We start from the raw sequence: 15,109 nt of genomic DNA, 5'->3' as shown, positions 1-15,109 counted from the left end.
TCAGGGGGTCCCCAGGAAGCCGGGGTCGGTTCCGTCGAGCTGAAGGGCCGTGTCCCGCCCGAACCCGAGCAGTTCCTCCAGGGGGACGACCGCGCGGCTGGTCCCGGCCAGGTCCTGGTGCGCCTCGGCGGACCACAGCGGCGGGTAGAGGCTGAGGCCCTCCCCGCCGGTCAGTCCGGGCACCTCGTCGCGCCAGCCGGGCCAGCGCAGGCCCTCGTAGAACTCCTCGGTGCCCCCGGCGAGCATCCAGGACAGCCAGGCGCCGTATCCGGCGCCGGTCGCGTCCCAGCGCAGCGAGTCGGGCGCGAAGTAGACCATCTCGCCGGGCCGGCCCGGCAGTCCGGTCTCCTCCTCCGTGCCGGCCTGGATCGCGAAGGCACCGCCGAGCACGTCGTGCGCGACGACGAGACCGGCGGAGGGACGCCAGGCGGGGTCGGGTTCGGCGGGGTAGCCGTTGACCCGGGCGAGGCCGGGCAGGCGCCGGGGGTTGTGGGCGGCCGGGCCGCCGTAGACGCGCAGCCAGCCGTCGTCGACGAGCGCCCCGCCGGTGTGGAGGACGAACGCCCCCAGGTACGAGCGGACGGTGACCTGCGTCTGGACGAGCGTGGCCGCCGCCTGCCCGGGGTCGGGGTCCAGCACCTCGACGGGCACCTTCGCCGCCCGCAGCTCCGCCTCGAGCTGGGGCCACGCCGGCTCCTCGACCTCGGTCAGCTCGCTCAGTCCACGCAGTTCTCGCATCCGGGCATCGTCGCACGCGGTTCGCCGTTGATCGACGGCCCCCTCGGAGGTATCTTGCATTACATGGTTCCTGGCGAAGCAAGATTCGAGGCGACCGGAAAGGTCGCCAGTCAGCTGCGCAAGGGCGTACTGGAGTACTGCGTCCTCGCCCTGCTGCGCGACGGCCCGCGCTACGGCGTCGAGATCCTCGACGAGCTGGCCGCGGTCAGCGTCATGACCACCAGCCAGGGAACGATCTACCCCCTGCTGTCCCGGCTCCGCCGCGACGGGCTCGTCGACACCGAGCTGCGCGAGTCGGCCACCGGCCCCGCCCGCCGCTACTACACCCTCACCGCGCCGGGCAGGACCGCGCTCACCGAGTTCGCCGACAGCTGGCCGCGCTTCCGCGACGGCGTCGACCACTTCCTGACCGCATCTCACGGAGGCTCCGCATGACCGGCACTGAACACCCCCTCGTGACCGACTACCTGGCCACGATCGAGCGCGAGGCGTCCTTCCTGCCCGCGGGGCGCCGCGAGGAACTCCTCGCCGACCTGCGCGAACACCTCGCGGTGGCCGTCGGGGACGAGGAGGACCCGGAGACCGTCCGTACCGCCCTCGAACGGCTCGGCAGCCCCTCCGCCATCGTGGCCGCCGCCCGCGCGGAGGAACCGGAGACCCCCACCGCGGCCGACGCCCCGAAGGAGCAGCCCCGGACGCGGACCGTCATCACGGCGGTCCTGCTCGGCATCACCGGCCTCGCCGGCCTCGGCGGCTCCCTCCCCGCCGTGGCCGCCCTGATCGTGGGCCTGGTCCTGCTGTGGACGTCCGACGCGTGGGACCGCGGCACCAAGGTCCTGGCCACCGCCCTCACCCTCGCGACACCGATCGTGGTCGCCCTCGGCGGACTCTTCCTGGCCGCCCGCTTCGGCCCGACGGAACTGCTGACCATCCTCGTCGTGGGCATCGCCCTCCCGGCCACGGCAGCGGTACGCCTGCTTCGCACCCGCCCCAAGGCGGCCTGACCGGCACGGACGGGCAGAAGCCCATGAAGCGCGAACCCGGGACCGCCCGACACCTCACGGGTGGTCCTGCCACAGGTGGCGCCGGAGCAGCACGTTCGCGTCCGTCACCGCACTGTGGTCGAACCGCCCCTGGGCCTTGCGCCGTTCCCGTGCGAGCAGCGCACACGCGACACAGTGCGGTACGGGTTCCGGTGGGCGGCTCAGATCGGGCACGGGCTGCGCGACCCCCGCGCGAGCCCGGTCATTCGCCACCCTCACCCCCGCGCTCAGCCGCTCGGCAGGGGTGGCCGGACGCAGGTCGGCCGGATCCGCCTGCCACTCCCGCCCGCCGCCGACCGGGCGAACCATCGCATAGGGCCCGGCGTTCCCTTTGAACTCACCGACCGCACCCGCCACTTGGTCGTAGACCCACGCCCCGCGTTCCATGGATTCCACCCCTCTCCGTGAACTACCCTCTGTAATCCCGGCGCTACGAGAATGGACCGGGGAACAGGGATCCCGGAGCGGTGGCGGGCCGTACCTCCCCAGGTCGCGCGGGTAGTTCCACATCTTCCACAAGGGAGGTCGCGCGATGCCGGCGAGACGGGTGGTCACGGGCCGCAGCCAGGAGCCGAGGAAGCGGTTCGCGGAGGAGCTGAAGTCACTCCGCACCGAGCGGGGGCTCAGTCTGCGGAAGCAGGGCGAGGTGCTCGGCTGGGACTGGTCGCTGTTCTCGAAGATGGAGAAGGGCGAGACGCTGGGCGGCCCGGAGGTCATCCAGGCGCTGGACCAGTACTACGGGACCCCGAAGTTGCTGCTGACCCTGTGGGAACTGGCGGTGGCGGACCCGACCCAGTTCAAGGAGCGGTACCGGCGGTACATGACGCTGGAGGCGGAGGCGATCAGCCTGTGGCACTACGCGGTGACCGCACCGCCGGGCCTCCTCCAGACGGCGGGCTACGCCCGAGCCCTGCTGGCGGCGGGCGGCATGCACGGGGACGAGCTGACCGCTCAGGTCGAGGCGCGGATAGGACGTCGCGAACTGCTGTCGGGAGAGGACGCGCCGCCGTTCCGCACGATCCTGTCGGAGACCGTGCTGCGCACGGCGCTGCCCGATCCCGACGAGTGGCAGGAGCAGTTGCAGTACTTGCTGGAGATGAGCGAGCACCGCAACATCACGATCCAAGTCCTGTTGAACTCGGTCGGACCGCACGCGCTGACGAATACCGACGTGATGTTCCTTCGCACCACGGACGGCCGCCCGGTGGCCTGGGTGGAGACCGGATACTCGGGCGAGCTGGTGGAGGAATCGGCCGCAGTCGAAAGACTCCAGGTCCGATACGATCTGGCCCGTGATCTGGCCCTTTCCCCGGCCGATTCAAGGAAGTTCATCCTGCGGATGTTGGAGGAAGCGTCGTGCGAGCCATCGATCTGAGCACCCTCACATGGCGCAAGAGCTCCTACAGCAACCAGGACGGCGGCCAGTGCGTGGAAGTCGCCGACCACCACCCCCTCGTCCCCGTCCGCGACTCCAAGAACCCCACCGGCCCCGCCCTCGTCTTCGAGGCCGGTGCGTGGTCGTCGTTCGTCGCCGGGGTCAAGGGCGGGCGGCTCAGCGCCTGAACCGTCCGACCGCCTGGGGCATCCCCCGTCGCGCTCGGCACGAGGATCTGGAGCAGCCGGGAAGGGTCGACCTTCCCCATCGGTCCGGTTCCTGCACGGGAGTTGACGGGACGAGCCGCCACCCAAGCTCGCACGGCTGGGGACTTGATGATCGTGCTAACTTCCGTGGCGAACAGGCCGCCGGCCACACGGCGGCCCGGGAGACAACGGGGGACCATTCATGCAGAAGAAGACTGCCGTCATGCGCCTGGTCGGATCCGCCCTGGCAACGGGTGCGCTGGTCACGACCGTCCAGGTGCAGAGCGCGAGCGCCGCAAGCGGGTGGACGCTCCAGAACGCCAACAGCGGCAAGTACCTGGAGATCGGCGGCTGGTCCACCGCCAACGGCGCGACCGCCAACCAGTGGGCCGTGACCGGTGGCCCGAACCAGTCGTGGGAGATGTACTACGCCACGACGGAGACGGGCCTCACCATCAAGAACGTGAACAGCAACAAGTGCCTGGAGATCGCCGACTGGCGCACGGACAACGGCGCGCCCGCCCGCCAGTGGGAGTGCACCGGTGGCAAGAACCAGCAGTGGGACCACGTGTGGCTCAGTGACACCAGCAACGTCACGCTGCTCGTGAACCGCAACAGCGGCAAGTGCCTGGAGATCGCCGACTGGCGCACGGACAACGGCGCGCCCGCCCGCCAGTGGGACTGCCACGGTGGCAAGAGCCAGCAGTGGAACCAGTCGTAGGAGCGCGATCGGGCTCGCCTCTGCCCGGCACGTCTTCTCCCTGAGCAGACCGGCGAACGACCCGTCCGGACCATCACGACGAAGACCGGTGCCGCATCAGGGCCCGTCCGGCCCTGAGCCGCCGGACGGGCCCTAAGCCGCGTCGGCGGCGAGCCAGGCCCTCGCCGCCGCCTCGTCCGCGTCCGCGTCCGCCTCGCAGTCGGGGCAGCGGCCCGGTTCCCAGGCGCGGAAGGCGACCTCCTCGCAGGTGACGCAGGTCTGGATCGGTGGCGGGCCCTGGGCGGGAGCCGGGAGCGGCGGCGGGAGGAGCGCTCTCAGGCGGTGGGACAGGATGCCCGCCGGGTGTCTGAGGGTGTCCGGGAGGGCCGCGAGCAGCGTGCGGCGGACGGCGTCCGGGGTGGCGCCCCGGGCGAACCAGGCGTCCACGGCCGGGGCCAGGTGCCGGACGTCCCGCTCGGAGAGCAGGAAGCGGGCGTCGTGGCGGCGGAGGTCGAGCAGCAGCTCGGTGGCCGGGGTTCGCGGGAGGGCCGGGGGCTCGCCCCGTACCGGGTCCGGGGCGGGGGCGGGAGCCGGGTCGGGGTCAGGGTCCGAGTCCCGGTCCGAGTCCGGGTCGGGGTCCGGGTCCGGGTCCGGGTCGGGGGTCGCGTCCGGGGTGCCGTACGAGACCGTGCGGGTCACGATCCGGCCGCTCGGGAGGCGTTCGCGGGTCCGGGACAGGTAGCCGTGGGTCTCCAGCTCGCGGAGCGCGGCGGCGATGCGGATCTCGCCCTCGGGGAAGCGCTCGGCGAGGCGCTTGACGCCGATGCGCGAACCGGCGGGCAGCGACTGGATGTGGACGGCGAGACCGATCGCGGTGAGCGAGAGGTGCTCGTGCTGCGCGAGGTGGTTGCCGACGACGGTGAAGTGACTCTTGTGGGTCACGTTCGCGTGGATGACGCCCGCGCCGGAACCGGGCGCGCTAAGGTGCTGGGTATCCATGGGGAAGGGTTTGCTTCCTCGATGGCCAGGCCCCCGCCCGGGATTGCACTCCCGCCGGGGGCCGAGCATTTTCTGGTCTGTCGAGCCGGAGCATATGCCAGGCAACCGGCCTGGAATCCAGTCCAGTTGGCAGACTTCCCTCGTGTGGGTGACCCCCTCCTCAGCTGTGACCACTCAGAGCAGGTGGGGTGTGGTGGGTACTTTCCCCCGGTACTTTCAGGGACGTCGGGACCCGCCAGGTCGTGGATCCGCCCGATCCGGTCGTACGCGGAAGCGGCCTCCGCCCGTCAGGGGCGGAGGCCGCTTCGTACGTCGTCAGGCGCTCAGTCGAGGCAGAACTCGTTGCCCTCGATGTCCTGCATGTTGATGCAGGACTCGTTCTCCCCGTCGGCGTACAGCGTCTTCAGGTGCGTCGCGCCCAGCGCGACCAGGCGCTCGCACTCGGCCTCCAGGACGGCGAGGCGCTCGTCGCCCACGAGGCCCTTGCCGGCGCGCACGTCGAGGTGGACCCGGTTCTTGACGGCCTTGCCCTCGGGGACTCGCTGGAACAGCACGCGCGGGCCGGCGCCCGTGGGGTCGGAGCACGCGAAGTAGACGGGCCGCTCCTCGGCCGGCAGCGAGCGGTGGTACTCCGCCCAGGTGGCGAAGCCCTCCGGGACGGGCGGAACGACGTACCCCAGCACCTCGCACCAGAACTCGGCGAGGCGCCCGGGCTCCGCGCAGTCGAGGGTGACCTGGATTTCCTTGATCGCAGCCATCGGGCCACCGTAGCAAGGGGCCCGACGGCGATCATTCCCTTTTCAGGGACGGCAATTCAGACGCTCTCCAGGACCACCAGGCGCTGCGTCGCGCGGGTCATCGCCACATAGCGGTCGACCGCGCCCCCGACGCCCTCGCCGAAGGAGTCCGGGTCGACCAGGATCACCAGGTCGAACTCCAGCCCCTTCGACAGGGACGGGGTGAGCGAGCGGACGCGGGGGCGCTCGCGGAAGGCGGGCGCGCCGATGACGCACGCGACGCCCTCGGCGTTCGCGGCGAGCCAGCCGTCGAGGATCTCCTCCAGCTCCGCCACCGGGGCGTGGACGACCGGGATCCCGTTGCCGCGGATGGACGTCGGCACGTTCGCGTCGGGCAGCGCGGCGCGGATGACCGGCTCGGCCTCCGCCATGACCTCTTCCGGCGTGCGGTAGTTGATGCTCAGGGACGTCATGTCGATCCGGTCGAACCCGACCCGCTCCAGGCGCTCCCGCCACGACTCGGTGAAGCCGTTCCGGGCCTGGGCGCGGTCGCCGACGATCGTGAAGCTGCGCGACGGGCAGCGCAGCAGCAGCATCTGCCACTCGGCGTCGGTCAGCTCCTGCGCCTCGTCCACCACGATGTGCGCGAACGGACCGTCCAGCGGCTCAAGTTCGGCGGTCGGCAGGGCGCTCTCGTCGATCAGGCTGTCCTGGAGGTCCTTGCCGCGCAGCATCGTGACCGCGCCCTCGCCGTCCGCGTCGGCCGCGACGATGCTGTCGATGACGCCCGCCATGCGCTCGCGCTCGGCGGCGACGGTGGCCTTGCGCCGGAGCTTGAGCCGGGCGGTCTCCGGGTCGCCGAGCCGCTGCCGGGCCGCGTCCAGGAGCGGCAGGTCCGAGACCGTCCACGCCTGGGCGTCCGCGCGGCGCAGCGTCCTCACCTCGTCGGGGGTGAGCCAGGGCGCGCACATCCGCAGGTACGCGGGGACCGTCCACAGGTCACCGACGAGATCGGCGGCCTCCAGCATCGGCCACGCGCTGTTGAGGGCCCCGGTCAGCTCACGGTCCTGGCGCAGCGACTTCCGGAACTGCTCCTCCGGGATCTCCTCGCCGTCGTACTTGTCGAAGAGGATCGACACCAGGTGCTCCCAGACCTGGTCGCGCCCCTCGTTGTGCGGGGTGCCCGGCTCCACCGCGTCGAAGGCCTCCGCCCAGTCGGCGGCGGTCAGCCGGAGGTCCGTCCAGTGCGTGGAGACGGTCATCCCCTCGGTCGGCGGCTCCTCGTAGAACGCCACGGCCTTCTCGATCGCCTTCACCATGTCCGCAGAGGACTTCAGGCGGGCCACCTCCGGGTCGGCCTCCGCCGGCGCCTTCGCGCCCTCGGCGACCAGGTCCCGCACGGTGCAGGTCCGTACGCCCTCCTCGCCCAGGCTGGGCAGGACGTCGGCGACGTAGTTCAGGTAGGGCTGGTGCGGGCCGACGAACAGCACGCCGCCCCGGCGGTGCCCGAGCCTCGGGTCGGAGTAGAGGAGGTGCGCCGTGCGGTGCAGCGCGACGACCGTCTTTCCCGTACCCGGGCCGCCGTCGACGACGAGGGCCCCGCGTGAACCCGCGCGGATGATGGCGTCCTGGTCGGACTGGATCGTCGCGAGCACGTCCCGCATCCGGGGCGAGCGGTTGCCGCCCAGGCTGGCGATGAACGCGGACTGGTCGTCGAGCGCCGCATGCCCTTCCAGGCCCTCGGCGGTGAACACCTCGTCCCAGTAGTCGGTGATCCGGCCGCCGGACCAGCGGTAGCGGCGGCGGCTCGCCAGACCCATCGGCCGGGCGTGCGTCGCCGCGAAGAACGGTTCCGCCGCCGGGGAACGCCAGTCGATGAGCAGCCGGCGGCCGGTGCTGTCGGTGAGGCCGAGCCGTCCGATGTACACGGGCTCGGGGTCGTCCGTACCGACCACGCGTCCCAGGCACAGGTCCAGGCCGAAGCGGCGCAGCGTCCGCAGGCGGCCGCTCAGGCGGTGGATCTCCGCGTCCCGGTCCATCGCCTCCCGGCCGACGCCGCCGGGCGCCCTCCGCTCGGCGTCGAGCCGCTCGGACAGTTCGGCGATCGTCTCGTCGACGCACCGGGCGATGTCGGCGAAGTGCCGCTCGTCCGCGGCGATGAGCGCCGGGTCCGCCTTGGGAGAGAGGTTGCCGGAGAGGTCGAACACACCGGCAATAAGGGACGTCACGTCGTAAAGCTCCCGTTTTCGCATCGTCTGGGGTTTCGAGGAGTGATTCTGCGCCACGGAGGGGGCCTTGCCGCAAGCCCCCCTGTGCGCTATACGTTGAGAGTGCGAGAGGTGCGTACTTCCCTCTCGATCCCTCTCCCGGGCTCTGCCCGCCTCCCCCGCCTCCCCCTTCTCGTCCGTCTCGGGGGAAATTTCTCGGACGCGAGCCGCAACCTCGGGCGGTGCCGCACGTCTGGTGGGTTGAAGGCGCCCTTCAGCTGATGTTCCAGACCGTGTTCCGACACTTCCTCGGGAGAATCCCCATGTCCAGCCACGCCAGGCGGAACCACCGCCCCCGTCCCCGGCTCCTGGGCGTCGTCGCCGGTGCGGCGCTGCTCCTCGGCGGCGGCTTCGCCGCGCAGGCCTTCGCCGACTCGGGCCCGAAGCCGGCCCCCGTCGCCCCGGAGGCCGCGCCCGCCGCCCCGGCCGCGCCGAAGGCCGTGAACGCGCCGACGCCCGCACCCGCGCCGAAGGTCGTCACCGCGCCGAAGCCCGCGCCCGCGTCGAAGCCGGCCGCGGCTCCGAAGCCGGTTCCGGCACCCGCCGCGCCGAAGGCCGGCGCGCCCGAGCCGGCGCCCGCCGCGCCGCGGCCCGCACCCGCCGCGCCGAAGGTCGTCACCGCGCCGAAGCCCGCACCCGCCCCCGTCCCCGCACCCGCCGGTGACGCGCCCCGTGTGATCGCGCCCGGCAAGTAGCGGCGCCGGGCCGGCGGGCGGGTCCGTTCCCCCGGGCCCGCCCGCCGGCCCCCCCCGACCCCGACGGATCGAGGCCCATGTCGTACGCCCTTCCCCCGACCGCGGCACCGCCCTGGTGGTCCCGGCTGCTCGCGCGCGTGTCCCGTGCGGCCCGGGACGAGCGCGCGCCGGTACGGGAGCGGCATCTGCGCGCCGTCGCCACCCCGTACGACGACGGGCCCACGCCCACCCTCACCGAGCTCTACCGCGCGCGGCGGCTCGACATGGTGCGGCTCGCGCTCTTCCTCGTGGACGACCTGCCGACCGCCGAGGACGTCGTGCAGGACGCGTTCGCCGCCGTCTGCCGCGCCTACGGCACCTCCCTCGACGGGCTCCAGGACCCCGGGGCGTACCTGCACACCGCCGTCGTCAACGCGGCCCGCTCCGTGCTGCGCCGACGCCGTACCGCGCGCGCGTACACCCCGCCCCACCCGGGCTCCGGCGCGCCCGTCGACGAGGGGCTGCTGCTCGCCGAGGAGCACCGACATGTGCTCGACGCGCTGGCGGAGCTGACGCGCCGGCAGCGCGAGGTGCTCGTGCTGCGCTACTGGTCGGAGCTGACGGAGGCGCAGATCGCCCAGACACTCGGCCTCTCGCGCGGCACGGTGAAGTCCACCGCGAGCCGCGCCCTGGACGCCCTGGAGCGGAAACTGGAGAAGAGAGCGGAGGCGGATCGATGACCTCCCCCGTCGAGGAGCGGCTGCGCGCCGCGCTCGCCGCGCGCGCCGCCCTCGTCACCTACCGCGACCTGCGCCGCGACGCCCCTCCGCAGGGGCGCCGCTGGGGGACGCACCGGGTCCGCGCGGTCGCGTTCGCGGTGCTCGGGGCGGCCGCCGCCGTGGCCGCCGTGTGCGTCCTCACGCTGCTCCCGGGCGGCACGGCGACCCCGGATCCGGTGCTGCCCGCCCGTAGCCCGAGCCCCGCGCACACCGGCGCACCCGCGGTGCCCACCCCGGCCCCGGCCCCGCCGGCCGCCCCGTCCGTCTCGGCACCCCGGCCGGTGGGGTCGCCGTAGGGCGGAGCAGGACATGGGGAAGGGCCGGAACCCGTCGGGGTTCCGGCCCTTCTCGCGGTGCTGGGGTCTCTACTTGGCGACCTTGTCGAGGCAGAGGACGAACTTGTCCGAGTTCAGCTGCTGCGCGAGCGCCATCTCACCCGCGTCAGCGCACTTCTCGACGTCGAAGGTGTCGTCGACGACCTTGACCACCTTGAAGAGGTCGGCCTTGCCGGAGGAGCAGTCCGCGGTGTCCACCTTCGGCTCGTTGTCGGGACCGGTGACCGTGACGCACTCGCCGGCCTCGGCGTGCACCACCGCGTCGCCCGTGAGGTGCGGGAGGCCGACCTTCACCGCGACGGCGACGATGATCGCGACGACGATGCCGCCGACCTTCTTGAGGAGGGCGCCACCCTTCTTGGCGGGGGCGGCGGGCTGCTGCTCGGGAGTCAGGGGAGCGGACGGCGTCGTCATGTGGGATTCCTTGGGGACGCGGACATGATCAGACGCGAACGTTACATGCGCCAAAACGGTCAAAAAGGATCATGAAGATCCACTAGGTGATCAGTTGCCGAGTCGTGACCCTGTCACCCCGTCAAGGTCACGGACGCGTAAGCCCCCAGGGCGCCTCTCAGGGCCGCGGCCCCATCTGCCGCTGGTGGTCGAGCGCCCTGCGCAGGTCCACCGGAAGCGGGTGATACGGGCCGTACGCGCGCTCCGCGTCGAACAGCAGCCGCTGGAGCTCGTCCTGCCCGGCCGCGTGCTCGCCCGCCGCCAGGAGCAGCAGCCCGATCCGCTGCCGGATGTCGAAGGCCCGCGCCAGGTCCCGCTCGTAGTACGGCAGGACCGCGCGGAACTCCGCGAGCGCGGCGGCCGTCTCCCCCACCTGCTCCAGGCACAGGGCCGCGTCGTAGCGGAACTGCAGGAACTGAGGGTCCGCCTGGCCCGCCTCCGCGCCGCGGTCCTCCGCGAGCCGGCGGAGCTCCGGCAGCGCGCGCCGGTACTGGCCGTCGTCCATCAGCGTCGACGCGTACTGCTTGCGCAGGATGCGGACAACAGGCGACCGCTCGCCGTGCTCGGCCGCCGCGGCGGGCAGGATGCTGCCCAGCAGGTCCACGGCCTGCGTGAGCGAGCCCTCCCCGAGCAGCCGCTTCACCTCGTCGACGGCCGCGGCGACGTCGGGGCGCGCGGGCGGCGCCTCGTGCGCGTACACCCGGGGGTCGGTACGGGGATCGGCCCCCCGGGCCGGGGGAACCGGAGGGACCGGCGGGACCGGCGGGACGTGCGCGGCCCGCGGTGTCGCACGGTCCGGCCAGGGCGCGTGCGGGCGCAGGAACGGCCGCGTCGGGTCCATCGGCCCCGCCGGGGCGCCGCGCGCGGGGAGCAGCGGCAGCAGGTGCTCGTACACCTCGTGCGCACCGGACGGCCGCGCCTGCGGGTCCTTGGCGAGCAGCCGCAGGACCAGCGCTTCGAGGGCCTCAGGGACCTCGGGCCGCAGCTGCCGCAGGGGCGCGGGCGGCTCGTACAGATGGCGGTGCAGCACGCCGAGCGCGGTGGATCCGGCGAAGGGCACGTTCCCGCTGAGGAGTTCGTGGAGCAGGACACCCAGCGCGTACAGGTCGGTGGACGGGCCGACGGCGCCGCCCATGGCCTGCTCCGGCGCCATGTACGCCGGGCTGCCGATGGGCGAACCGGTCTGGGTGAGCCGGGTGGTGTCCGTGTCCAGGACGGAGGCGACGCCCAGGTCGAGGACGGTCAGCGCTCCGTCCGGGCGGATCATCACGTTCCGCGGCTTGAGGTCGCGGTGCACGATCGGCACCGCGTGCACGGCGGCGAGCACCGCGCAGAGCTGCGCGGCGACGCTGACCGCCCACTCCCAGGGGTACGGGTCGTGCTCGGCGAGATGGTCGGCGAGGTCCGCGCCCTCCACGTACTGCATGACGAGGTAGAGGTCGTCGCCGTCGCTGCCCGCGTCGTGCACGGTCACCAGGCCGGGGTGGTCGACCTGCGCGGTGACCCGGCACTCCCGCACGAAGCGGCGCCGCAGCTCCTCGGCGGCGGTGGCGGGGCCTGTCATCGTGGCGGGCCGGAGCAGCTTCACCGCGACCCGGCGGTCGAGGCGTCCGTCGTACGCCGTCCAGACCTGGCCCATCCCGCCCTGGCCGATGACGGTGGAGAGCTCGTAACGCCCTCCGATGACCCGCCCGTTCACCTGCCGCCTTCGCCTTCGCCGGTGTTCCCGGTGTCCTTCCTGAGCAGGTCGCTCAGCTCGTCGAGCTCGGCGCGGACCTGGTCGATCCGGGGTCCGGGCGCGGTCGGCGGCTGCGGAACGACCGGGCGGGCGTACGGGTTCGGGTTCGGGACCGCGCTCGGGACCGTGACGGCGGTGCCGTGGTCGTAACCCGCCGGACGGTACGCGGGAGCCGCGCCGCTCCGGTCCAGGTGCCGGATCTCCGTCACCAGGTAGTACGAGATCGAGCCCGCCACCAGGAGCACGATGACACCGACGCCGATGAAGGACTCGGCGGTGGTGGGCTCCTCGTCGCCGGTGACGCCCGCGTACGTGAAGAGGCCCGCCGACAGCAGGAACGTCGCGCCGAACAGCACCCAGTCCAGCGCCCTGCGCGTGACGACCGCGAGCCGCAGCATCGGCGCCCAGGCCAGGAAGCCGCAGCTCAGCAACGCGAGGGCGGAGAAGAGGACGAGCAGCGCGATCCGGCCGCCGGAGACGGGGCTCTTCGGCGGCTGGGGAACCTGCGGGGCCTGCGGCGGGCCGTACATCCTGCTGCTCCTGCTCGGACGGATCGGGTGCGGAGACGAGCGTATACACCCCCGCGGACAACGGTTCCGGGATACCCGGAACCGTTGCCGAACCGATCGCGAGCGGGCCCTACGGAGCGACCGTGCCGTCCGCCAGGCCGTCGTACAGACCCTGGACCAGCTGGTCGCCGAGGCGGGCGGTCAGGCGCAGCGACTCCTCGAACTCGGCGAGCGCCCTGAACCGCTCCCCGAACCGCCGCTGTTCGGCCAGGGGCAGGCGCGGCAGCTGGAGGCGGCGCACGTCGAGCCGGGTCGCGGTGGAGGCGTAGCTGCTGGCCTGCCGGGTGTTGGCGGTGGCCCGGAGGAAGCCGGCCAGGAACCAGGGGTCGAGCGCCGCCGGATCGGGGCGGAGCAGCTGGAGGTTGCGGCCGAGGGCGGCGCCCTCGGCGGAGGCGTCGACGACACGGACGGCCGCGCCGCCGCCGAGGACCGGGACGACGACGTCCCCGGCCGCGAGGAGGACCGGCTCCTCGGGAGGACCGTCGGGCAGCGCCCCGGAGGGCGGCTGGGCGGCCAGCACGTCGTGGTCGGTGAGGACGGCGACCGGGGCGGAGGCGGGGGCGGTGCCCGCGCCGCCCGAGCGCAGGGCGAGCGCTCCGGCGCGGGCGAGTTCGCCGACGGTGGTGGTGGGCCGGCCGAGCCCGGCGCCGCCGGAGGCCGGGTCGGTCACGGGCGGCGGGGTCAGTTCACGGGTCCTGCGCAGCGTCTCGGTCAGCCGCTCGCGCACTCCGGCCAGCTGGACCGCGCCCTCGGCGGCGGCGGGCGGCGGGAGGTGCCGGGCGGGGGCGAGGTCGACGTCGTCGTCGAGGAGCTCGATGACCGGCACGGAGCGGCTCGCGCCGGGGGTCCCGGCGAGGGTCCCGTCCCGGTCGAAGGGCGTCCAGGCGTCCAGTACGGCGGAGTGGACGGCCGGCCAGTCGAGCCGGTCGCGGCCCTCCCGGCCCGGCCCCGTGTGCTCGGACGCGGCGTCGACGAGGAGGAGTTCGGCGGCGTGGCGCTCGCCCTGGACGGGCCGGCGCAGCACCCAGAGGTGGAGCGGGATGCCGTACGGCGGCGCGGCGCCGGCCGGGAGGGCGACGACCGCGCGCAGGGCGCCCCGGCGGAGCAGGTCGGCGCGGATGCGGCGGCCGGAGCGGCGGGAGGCGGCGGCGGGCGGCATGAGGAGGACGGCGGTGCCGCCGGGGCGGAGGCGGGCCAGGGCGTGCTGGACCCAGGCGAGTTCGGACTCCGTGCGGGCCGGGAAGCCGTACTCCCAGCGCGGGTCGTAGGCCAGCTCGTCGTGCCCCCAGTTCCGCTCGTTGAACGGCGGATGGCAGAGGACCGCGTCCGCCGCGAGCGCCGGGAAGGCGTCGGCGCGCAGGCTGTCGCCGGACCGGACGCGGATGTCGGCGTCGCCGGCGAGCGCCAGGCGCAGGGCGGTGAGCGCGGCGAGGTCGGGGTCGGCGTCCTGGCCGCAGACGGCGCCGGGCTGCTCGACCGCGCTCAGCAGGCCGCCGGTCCCGGAGGCGGGGTCGAGGACGGTGAGCGGGACGCCGCCGCGGCCCGTCGTCGGGGTCGCCGCGAGCGCCGCCATGAGGGCGGCGGGGCCGGGCGGGGTGAGCGTGTACTGCCGCGGGTTGGCGTCGAGGTGGCGGCCGAGGAGGAACTCGAAGGCCGGGCGGACCCCGGTCCCGGCGGCGAGCTCGGCGGCCCCGCGCAGGAGCGGGACGGAGGCGGCGAGCGCGGCGGCGGTGGGGGTGAGGACGGCCCGCTCGGGGCCGAGCCGCTCGGTGAGCGTCTCCTCCAGGGCGACGGGCAGGACCTCCGCGAGCCGCTCGTCGGGGAGTTCGGCCAGCGCGGGCCAGGCCGCGGACCGGTCGCGTACGAGGAGGAGGGCGCAGCCCGCGTGGACGAGGGCGGTGACGGCGCCGGCCGGGTGGCCCGCGATCTGCTGCCAGACCCGCTCCTTGAGCGGGACCTCGGCCAGCTTGCCCTGGGCCCGGAGCCACCGCTCGACGTCGGCGAGGGCGAAGGACGGGCTGGTCTCGGTGCCGCCGACGGGCTTGGGGAAGTCGGGGTGGCGACGGCGCCAGTTGCTGACGGCGGCCCGGCCGACCCCGGCGAGCCGGGCGATCCCGGCGGCGGTCACCTCGGCGACACCGGCCTCCCCCACGCCGGCCGCTTCCGCCGCACCGGCCACTTCCGTCCCGCCGGTCACTTCCGCCCCGCCGGTCGCTTCCGCCCCGGCGTCGGTCTTCGCCCCGGCGTCGGTCTCCGCCCCGGCGCGCTTCTCCGCCGCACCACCCGGCTGCTCCGCACCCGTCTCCGCCGCGTTCTCCGGCACGTGACCCAACTCCCCTGGCTCGCCCTCTGGCTGTGACACCAATCCTAGCGACGAACGCGTGCCGCACCACTTCACAGTGTGAGTCGATCCATTTTCCGTGAACCGTGTTGACTCGGTTCACAGGCTCTGCTGTGATTGACCCATCGCACCAGACATCGTCTCCGTCCGGGAGG

General features: G+C 73.6%; 17 protein-coding genes. 8 read left to right on the top strand and 9 right to left on the bottom strand.

The genetic code is table 11. The features are described from left to right. Positions 1–738: a DUF2625 domain-containing protein gene (locus IE237_RS31835; RefSeq protein ID WP_308433137.1), complete on the bottom strand. Its 738-nt coding sequence runs from the start codon at positions 736–738 to the stop codon at positions 1–3. A 63-nt stretch (positions 739–801) separates the two neighbouring features. On the opposite strand from IE237_RS31835, the gene IE237_RS31830 reads away from it, so the two are divergent. Both IE237_RS31830 and IE237_RS31825 read left to right on the top strand, forming a co-directional pair. After that, positions 802–1,173: a PadR family transcriptional regulator gene (locus IE237_RS31830; RefSeq protein ID WP_189805606.1), complete on the top strand. Its 372-nt coding sequence runs from the start codon at positions 802–804 to the stop codon at positions 1,171–1,173. Then, positions 1,170–1,742, top strand: a complete 573-nt coding sequence (locus IE237_RS31825; RefSeq protein ID WP_189805605.1) for a DUF1700 domain-containing protein — start codon at positions 1,170–1,172, stop codon at positions 1,740–1,742. Before IE237_RS31830 ends, IE237_RS31825 begins: the two co-directional genes overlap by 4 nt. A 54-nt stretch (positions 1,743–1,796) precedes the next feature. Here IE237_RS31825 and IE237_RS31820 read toward each other — a convergent pair whose 3' ends face one another. Further along, on the bottom strand, positions 1,797–2,168 hold the full coding sequence (locus tag IE237_RS31820) for a hypothetical protein (protein WP_189805604.1): 372 nt from the start codon (positions 2,166–2,168) through the stop codon (positions 1,797–1,799). A gap of 145 nt (positions 2,169–2,313) precedes the next feature. Here IE237_RS31820 and IE237_RS31815 point away from each other — a divergent pair, with 145 nt between their 5' ends. The 3 genes from IE237_RS31815 (at position 2,314) to IE237_RS31805 (ending at position 4,083) form a co-directional block, all read left to right on the top strand. After that, entirely contained in the window at positions 2,314–3,156 is an 843-nt protein-coding gene (locus IE237_RS31815) for a helix-turn-helix domain-containing protein (RefSeq protein WP_189805603.1), read from the top strand. Then, complete coding sequence (locus IE237_RS31810; protein WP_189805602.1) at positions 3,138–3,344, top strand: DUF397 domain-containing protein; 207 nt, start codon at positions 3,138–3,140, stop codon at positions 3,342–3,344. The genes IE237_RS31815 and IE237_RS31810 overlap by 19 nt, the downstream gene beginning before the upstream one ends. 220 nt (positions 3,345–3,564) lie before the next feature. Further along, entirely contained in the window at positions 3,565–4,083 is a 519-nt protein-coding gene (locus IE237_RS31805; RefSeq protein ID WP_189805601.1) for an RICIN domain-containing protein, read from the top strand. A gap of 132 nt (positions 4,084–4,215) precedes the next feature. Here IE237_RS31805 and IE237_RS31800 read toward each other — a convergent pair whose 3' ends face one another. The 3 genes from IE237_RS31800 to helR form a co-directional block, all read right to left on the bottom strand. After that, positions 4,216–5,004 (bottom strand): helix-turn-helix domain-containing protein, encoded by a 789-nt coding sequence (locus IE237_RS31800; protein WP_308433136.1) that lies wholly within the window; start codon positions 5,002–5,004, stop codon positions 4,216–4,218. Between the two features lie 380 nt (positions 5,005–5,384). Beyond that, entirely contained in the window at positions 5,385–5,819 is a 435-nt protein-coding gene (locus IE237_RS31795) for a VOC family protein (protein ID WP_189805599.1), read from the bottom strand. Between the two features lie 56 nt (positions 5,820–5,875). After that, a complete protein-coding gene (gene helR / locus IE237_RS31790; RefSeq protein ID WP_229843027.1) occupies positions 5,876–8,050 on the bottom strand; it encodes an RNA polymerase recycling motor ATPase HelR in 2,175 nt (724 codons plus the stop codon). A 278-nt stretch (positions 8,051–8,328) separates the two neighbouring features. Here helR and IE237_RS31785 point away from each other — a divergent pair, with 278 nt between their 5' ends. From IE237_RS31785 to IE237_RS31775, 3 genes are all read left to right on the top strand, one after another. Then, positions 8,329–8,760: a hypothetical protein gene (locus tag IE237_RS31785; RefSeq protein ID WP_189805597.1), complete on the top strand. Its 432-nt coding sequence runs from the start codon at positions 8,329–8,331 to the stop codon at positions 8,758–8,760. Positions 8,761–8,837: 77 nt separating this feature from the next. Then, positions 8,838–9,479: an RNA polymerase sigma factor gene (locus tag IE237_RS31780; protein WP_189805596.1), complete on the top strand. Its 642-nt coding sequence runs from the start codon at positions 8,838–8,840 to the stop codon at positions 9,477–9,479. Next, positions 9,476–9,814, top strand: a complete 339-nt coding sequence (locus IE237_RS31775; RefSeq protein ID WP_189805683.1) for a hypothetical protein — start codon at positions 9,476–9,478, stop codon at positions 9,812–9,814. The genes IE237_RS31780 and IE237_RS31775 overlap by 4 nt, the downstream gene beginning before the upstream one ends. 69 nt (positions 9,815–9,883) lie before the next feature. On the opposite strand, the gene IE237_RS31770 is transcribed toward IE237_RS31775, so the two are convergent. From IE237_RS31770 to IE237_RS31755, 4 genes are all read right to left on the bottom strand, one after another. Further along, positions 9,884–10,267 (bottom strand): LppU/SCO3897 family protein, encoded by a 384-nt coding sequence (locus IE237_RS31770; RefSeq protein WP_189805595.1) that lies wholly within the window; start codon positions 10,265–10,267, stop codon positions 9,884–9,886. Positions 10,268–10,424: 157 nt separating this feature from the next. Then, positions 10,425–12,005 carry a serine/threonine-protein kinase gene (locus tag IE237_RS31765; protein ID WP_189805594.1) on the bottom strand — a complete coding sequence of 527 codons (1,581 nt, stop codon included), beginning with the start codon at positions 12,003–12,005 and terminating at the stop codon, positions 10,425–10,427. After that, positions 12,002–12,574, bottom strand: a complete 573-nt coding sequence (locus tag IE237_RS31760) for a hypothetical protein (protein WP_189805593.1) — start codon at positions 12,572–12,574, stop codon at positions 12,002–12,004. Before IE237_RS31760 ends, IE237_RS31765 begins: the two co-directional genes overlap by 4 nt. A gap of 109 nt (positions 12,575–12,683) precedes the next feature. Then, entirely contained in the window at positions 12,684–14,741 is a 2,058-nt protein-coding gene (locus IE237_RS31755) for an N-6 DNA methylase (protein WP_189805674.1), read from the bottom strand. Between the last annotated feature and the right edge of the window lie 368 nt (positions 14,742–15,109).

It is taken from the genome of Streptomyces tanashiensis, from assembly GCF_014648895.1.
Classification (GTDB): domain Bacteria; phylum Actinomycetota; class Actinomycetes; order Streptomycetales; family Streptomycetaceae; genus Streptomyces; species Streptomyces tanashiensis.
Note: the sequence above shows the minus strand (reverse complement) of the source record. Positions and strands in the feature narration are given on the sequence as shown.